At 56.0% G+C, this 6,128-nt stretch carries 5 protein-coding genes; 3 read left to right on the top strand and 2 right to left on the bottom strand.

The features are described 5' to 3' along the window. Window positions 1–462: 462 nt before the first annotated feature. Both B2Y11_RS06800 and B2Y11_RS06795 read right to left on the bottom strand, forming a co-directional pair. On the bottom strand, window positions 463–2,172 hold the full coding sequence (locus tag B2Y11_RS06800) for an ABC transporter ATP-binding protein/permease (protein ID WP_291057603.1): 1,710 nt from the start codon (window positions 2,170–2,172) through the stop codon (window positions 463–465). 293 nt (window positions 2,173–2,465) lie between these two features. Continuing rightward, a complete protein-coding gene (locus B2Y11_RS06795) occupies window positions 2,466–2,891 on the bottom strand; it encodes an Hsp20/alpha crystallin family protein (protein ID WP_291057601.1) in 426 nt (141 codons plus the stop codon). 730 nt (window positions 2,892–3,621) lie between these two features. On the opposite strand from B2Y11_RS06795, the gene B2Y11_RS06790 reads away from it, so the two are divergent. Genes B2Y11_RS06790 through B2Y11_RS06780 form a run of 3 tightly spaced genes read left to right on the top strand, consistent with a single transcriptional unit; the run spans window position 3,622 to window position 5,970 of the window. Further along, window positions 3,622–4,290: a metal ABC transporter ATP-binding protein gene (locus B2Y11_RS06790; protein ID WP_291057599.1), complete on the top strand. Its 669-nt coding sequence runs from the start codon at window positions 3,622–3,624 to the stop codon at window positions 4,288–4,290. Continuing rightward, complete coding sequence (locus tag B2Y11_RS06785) at window positions 4,277–5,071, top strand: metal ABC transporter permease (RefSeq protein WP_291057597.1); 795 nt, start codon at window positions 4,277–4,279, stop codon at window positions 5,069–5,071. The genes B2Y11_RS06790 and B2Y11_RS06785 overlap by 14 nt, the downstream gene beginning before the upstream one ends. After that, window positions 5,068–5,970, top strand: coding sequence for a metal ABC transporter solute-binding protein, Zn/Mn family (locus B2Y11_RS06780; RefSeq protein WP_291057595.1), 903 nt, complete (start codon window positions 5,068–5,070; stop codon window positions 5,968–5,970). Before B2Y11_RS06785 ends, B2Y11_RS06780 begins: the two co-directional genes overlap by 4 nt. Window positions 5,971–6,128 lie beyond the last annotated feature (158 nt).

Below are 6,128 nucleotides of genomic sequence, written 5' to 3'. Positions count from 1 at the left end.
GCCACCCCCTATCCGGGCTGCGCCGGACTTCTCCACGGGAAAGGTGGTGGCGCCAGCCACCAAAGGGGGGAATGCTGGAGTAGTACATGAAGCATATGACTCCCCCGTTTTTCTCTTCATATCTCTCGTTTCCCCTTGAGGGGAAGTCCCGCGAAGCGGGAAAGGGTCTACGGGGCATAGCGCCGATATGATTCTCCATCGCGATCCTGACCGCCAATCGGTGGCCCCCTGAGCGAAGCGATGCAACCTTTCTACACAACCCTTGGCACCGAGGGCCGACAGGCCCGATGGATGCCATAGGCCCCTCTGCGCCGCAGGTGCAGGTCCCTTCGGGAATACGGGAAAGCACCGCCCCGGTCCCGATCCCGACCGCGCCGAAGGCGCTTGAACCCTCAAGCCCGTCAGGGCTTGTCCATAAGGCGTGAGGGCCTTCGGGAATACTGGAAAGCACCGTCCCGATCCCTACCCTTCCAGTCTTCCTTCCCGGATTCTCAGCACCCGGGTGTGGTACTTATCCAGGGTAGACCTGTGGCCTACGCTGATGAGGGTGATGCCGGGCAGGGAGGAAAGAAGGCGGTAGAGACGGTTTTCCGTTTCCTCGTCCATGGCGGAGGTGGCTTCGTCCAGGAAGACCCAGCGGGGGCGGGTGATGAAGATACGGACGAAGGCCAGTTTCTGCTGTTCCCCCAGGGAGAGGATGTGGCTCCAGTCTCCTTCATCCTCCAGATGGGCTGCCCAGGAAGCAAGGCCGCATGTTTCCATAAGTTTCTTCAGTTCTTCTTCCTTCCCTTCCCCGCGGGGATAGAGGGCCGCTTCTTTCAGGGTGCCTATGGGCATGTAGGGTTTCTGTGGGATGAAGAGACTGTTTTGGGAAGAAGGCAGGTGGATTTCTCCTTCCCCATAGGGCCAGAGGCCTGCCAGCAGGCGGAGGAGGGTGGATTTTCCTGAGCCCGAGGGGCCTTTCAGGATGACCCTTTCCCCTTCTTCTATGGTGCAGAAAAGGCCGGTGAGAAGGGGCTTCCCGTCAGGGAGGGACACATTGACATGAGAGAGGGTAAGAGCCTCCCCTTCCTTTCTTGCCAGTTTCTTCTCTTTTCCCTCCGTTTCCTCTGCCATCCGGTCCATGTGTTCGTCGAAGGTGAGCAGTCGTTCCACGCAGGACATCCATTCCGCCAGGGAGGCGTATACGTCCACGAAGTAGGACATGGATTCCTGTACCTTGCCAAAGCAGTTGGCCACCTGCATGAGACCGCCAAGGGAAATATTTCTGGACAGGTACCGCGGCGCCGCCACCACGAAGGGGAAGATAATGGCGATCTGGCCGTAGGAATTGGTGAGCCAGGAAAGCTGTTTCTGTTTCCTGATGATATACACCGTGTTCACCAGAAGTTTGTGAAACCGGCCTTCAAGGATTTTCTTTTCCTCGCCTCCCCCGTGGTAGAAGGCAACGCTTTCCGATGTTTCACGAAGCCGCACCATGGCATAGCGGAAGTCCGCTTCCAGTTTCTGCTGCAGGAAATTGAGGCCTACCAGTTTATGGCCCACTTTGTGGGTAAGCCAGGTGCCGATGACCGAATAGGCCAGGGCCGTCCATACCAGGTAGCCGTACACATGGAAGGTGCTGCCGAAGAGGATAAAGGACAGGGGCTCCGACAGGGACCAGAGGACAAAGATGAAGCAGAAGATGGTGGTCACCGCCCGAAGGAGGCCGGCCATGAAGGACAGGGTGCGGGAGGTAAAAAGGTTGATGTCTTCGGAAATACGCTGATCCGGGTTGTCGGAGCGGCCGCCGGAAAACATTTCCAGCCGGTAGAACATCTGCCGGGCAGTCCAGCAGGAAAGGTACTTTTCCGTCATCCACCGCCGCCAGCGGAGAGCCAGGGTCTGCTGCAGGTAGTAGGCATACACGGAAAAGGCAATGTGTCCGAAGGCGATGGCGGTGAAGCGGACAAGGCCATGATATACGGCGCCGCTGTCATAATTCTGCAGGGCGCTGTAAAACTCATTGAACCAGTCATTCAGAAGAAGGGTCATGTACACCGCCGCCATGGTGAGGACCACAATGCCCAGAAGGTACAGCCAGGCACTCTTCTTCTCTTCACTTTTCCAATACCGGGCCGTGAGCTGCCACAAAGCCTTCACCGTCTGCCGGTTCCACTGTCCCGAAACCATAGTCCCTCCTTATTTCTACGTTCCATATAGGAAATATTTTTTATTATACTACAGGCGGAAAGGCCGGTGAAAATCACACAGCAAAAGACCCGGAAAAGAGGGACTGCTCTTTTCCGGGTCTTTCTTAAGGGGTGGTTTGTATGAACAAATTAATAGATTTGGGAGGGAGATAATGTAAGAAAAGCAATTGAAACAAAGGATTGAGCCTGCCGCCGGACCGTGCTTCCGGCGGCAGGGCTCAGCATAGTGAAACTATTTCCATTCGCATCACCAGGAATCTTCCTTACAACCTATCAGTCAATGGAAATCCGATGGGACGCTTCCACTGCCTTAGGATCTTCTTTCGGAAGGGTAATCTTCAGCACGCCATCCTTCAGGCTGGCTTTAATGCCTTCTTCTTTAATGCCCTTCACAGAGAACTGACGGGAGAATCCAACGGCGCTCCGCTCGTGACGGATGTAATGTTTCTCTTCGTCTTTCGTTTCCTTCTTGTCGTCCCGTTTAGCGGCGATAGAAAGAATGCCGTTTTCGTAGTTAATGTGGATTTCATCTTTTGTGAATCCCGGCATATCGCAGGTCACCTCATAGCAGTCTTTCAAATCCTCAATATCCACCTTCGGTACGGCTACGTAATCTTTATAAACGGTGGGAATGTCATCAAAGAAATGATCCAGAACGCTGTCACCAAATAAACCTTCAAACGGAATCATGCTGCCCATAATCAAAGACCTCTTTCCTTTGTATTTGTTATGATGTTCAGGTGTCCGGGAACCTTTCCGGTTTCCCTTCGGGCTCCCTTTCCTCCTGACAACTATAGTATAGCACTTTTAGCACTCTTGTCAATAGAGTGCTAAATTATTTTTGACTTTTATTTTTATCATTTTGACTATTCTTGTGTTTTCCGTTTGTTTACTATTGTTTATTTGACTATTTTGACAAGGCAGGAAGTAAAAAGGGAGGGGCGCGGCTGACGCCGCAGGTTGTGCAGAAGGGTTGTGGAGGAAAAGGTTGACGGAGCCTGTGGGCCCGAGGGTTCTTAAGGTTCTTAGGTTTGACGGCGCCTTTGGCCGCTGAGGGTTGTGGCGGCGGCTCCGCCGCAATAAAAAAGGGGCACGGCTTCGCCGTAGGTTATGGCCTGCTGACGCAGGCGGGTTGTGCAGAAGGGTTGTGGAAAAGGTTCATGGACACGCCTGCGGCGTGAGGTTTTTTTCCCCCTCTCTTATTGTCCCCCCGCTTCAGCGGGGGAAAAGATGGTGCCGCAGGCACCAAAAGGGGGGTGTTTCCATCGCGCCGCAGGCGCGGTCGTATGGTTTTCGCTGCCGACAGCCGATAGAGGACAGCCGATAGAGGACAGCGGTCTCACCATCCCCCATTTCTCTGGCCCCTCCTTGCCTGCTATGCTATAATGAAAAGAGAATATCGACATTTATAACAAGGTAGGGAGACGCCATGCTTGACATAGAACATCTTTATTTCTCCTACACCGGCAGGGAGCCCTGGCTTCTGGAGGACATTTCCCTCCATGTGCCGAAGGGGGCCTATATTTCCATCGTTGGAAACAACGGCAGCGGGAAGAGTACTCTTTTGAAGCTGATTCTGGGATTCCTGTCCCCGGTGAAGGGCACCATTTCCTGCCGCTCCCGGCGTGTGGGCTATGTACCCCAGATGCCTGCCCGGGACCATGCCTTTCCCATTACCGTGGCAGAGGTGATTTATTCCTACGGGAAGCTCCTTCACTTGAAATCCATTTCCGTGAAGGACACTCTTGCCGTCACCGGCATGGAAGATTATGCAGGCGAGCTCATGGGGAACCTGTCCGGCGGGCAGCACCAGAAGGTGCTCATTGCCCGGGCCCTCATGGGAAGTCCGGATCTCCTCATGCTGGACGAACCTTCCACCGGCGTGGATCTGGAAAGCCAGCGGGAAATCTACGGGGAGCTCTCCCGGCTGAACCGGGAAAAGGCCCTCACCGTACTGGCGGTGGAGCATAATATGGAAGAGGCGGGACAGGTGTCCACAGGCCTTTACCATGTGGACGGCGGCAGGGGCCATCTCTGCAACGTGTCCCATTATATTGAAGAATATATAAAGAAGGAGGGCGGCCATGTTCAGTTATGATTTCATGCAGAATGCCCTTTTCATTTCCCTCTGCATCGCCATCCTCTGCCCCTGTATCGGCATTTTCATCGTGCTGAAGCGCTACTCCATGATCGGCGACACCCTGGCCCATTCCTCCCTGGCCGGCGTCACCCTGGGCCTCCTCTTCCGGGAAAGCCCGGTGCTGGTGTCCTTTGCCTTCACCGCCCTGGCGGGACTTTCCATCGAGTTTCTGCGCCAGTATTTCAAGAAATATACAGACCTGATTCTCTCCATCGTGCTGTCCATTTCCGTGGGCATTGCCATCACCCTCATCAGTTCCGGCCATCTTCATGCCAATGCCGACGCCTACCTCTTCGGCTCCATGCTCACCGTGTCTCCCGTAGACATGGCTGTCACCGCCGTACTGAGCCTCTTCGCCGTGGTGACGGTGATTCTGAACTACCACCAGCTCCTCTACATTACCTATGACGAGGAAGTCTCCCGCATTGCCGGCGTCCACGTGAAGCGGCTGAACTACCTCTTCGCCTTCCTGGTGGCTGCCGCCATTTCCGTATCCATCCGCTCCGTCGGCATCCTGGTGATTACCTCCATGATTACCCTCCCCGTGGCCAGCGCCCTGCAGCTGAAGAAGGGATTCAAAACCACCTTCCTGGCCTCCCTCCTTTACAGCTTTGCCTCCATCCTTTCGGGATTCTTCCTCTCCTACTTCATCGGCGCAGCCCCCGGCGGCGTCACCGCCCTGACCGCCGCCTTCCTGCTCCTTTCCACCATTTTCGTAAAGCAGGTGCTCCGTCCATGAAATCCCATTTCAAAAAAGAAATCGCCCTCCTCCTTACCGCCCTGGCCTTCACCGCCGGCTGCGGAAAAGAGCCGCCCGCCGGCGGTGAGGGGAAAATCCCGGTGGTCGTTTCCTTCGGCGCCATGGAAAAGCTCACCGAAGCCATCGGCGGAGACGCCGTTTCCATTTCCGTCATGGTGCCCGACGGCACTGAGCCCCACGACTTCGAGCCCCGGGCGGGGGACCTGGTGAAACTGAAGGAAGCGAAGGTCTTCGTGTACAACGGCATGGGCATGGAGCACTGGGCGGACAAGGCCCTCCAAAGTGCCGGAAGCGACAACCGGGTGGTGGTCAAGGCGTCGGAAAAGGTCACGCCCATCCTGCTGGAAGATGAGGAAGAAAGGGAAGAACACGGAGACTACGACCCCCACACCTGGCTGGGCCTCTCCGAAGCCAAAGAAGAGGCCCGTGCCATCCGGGACGGCCTCATCGCCGCCTCCCCGGAAAACAGGGACCTCTTCATGAAGAACTATGACACCTTCGCCGCTGGCATCGACGGCCTCAGGGACGAATACAGGGACAAACTGGCCCGCGCCCCCAGGAAAGAACTGGTCACCGGCCACGCCGCCTTCGGCTACCTGGCAAGGGACTTCTCCCTCACCCAGGAAAGCGTGGAAGACGCCTTCGCCACCGGAGAACCGCCGGCCCGGAAACTGGTAGAACTCATCCGCTTCTGCCGCGCCCACCAGGTAAAAACCATATTCACCGAAGAAATGATGGACCCTGCCTTGGCCAGAACCTTGGCAGCTGAAGCCGGCGCCGACGCCGAAACCCTCTCCACACTGGAAGAGCCGGGCAAAGAAAGCTATCTGGACACCATGAGGGAGAATCTGGAGAAAATAGAAAAGGCGATGAAATAGGGGCCGCCTGCGGCGTGAGGGTTCAGAGGGAAGGGGGCGCGGCTGACGCCGCAGGTTGGGACCGCCTGCCGGCGGCGGGTTGTGTAGAAGGGTTGTGAGGGGAAAAGGTTCTCAAGTTTGACCGGCCTACGGCGGGTCGGGTTCTTAGGTTTGACAGC

The sequence above is a fragment of the Dialister sp. UBA1703 genome, from assembly GCA_002320515.1.
In the GTDB taxonomy this organism is placed as follows: domain Bacteria; phylum Bacillota; class Negativicutes; order Veillonellales; family Dialisteraceae; genus Dialister.
Note: the sequence above shows the minus strand (reverse complement) of the source record. Positions and strands in the feature narration are given on the sequence as shown.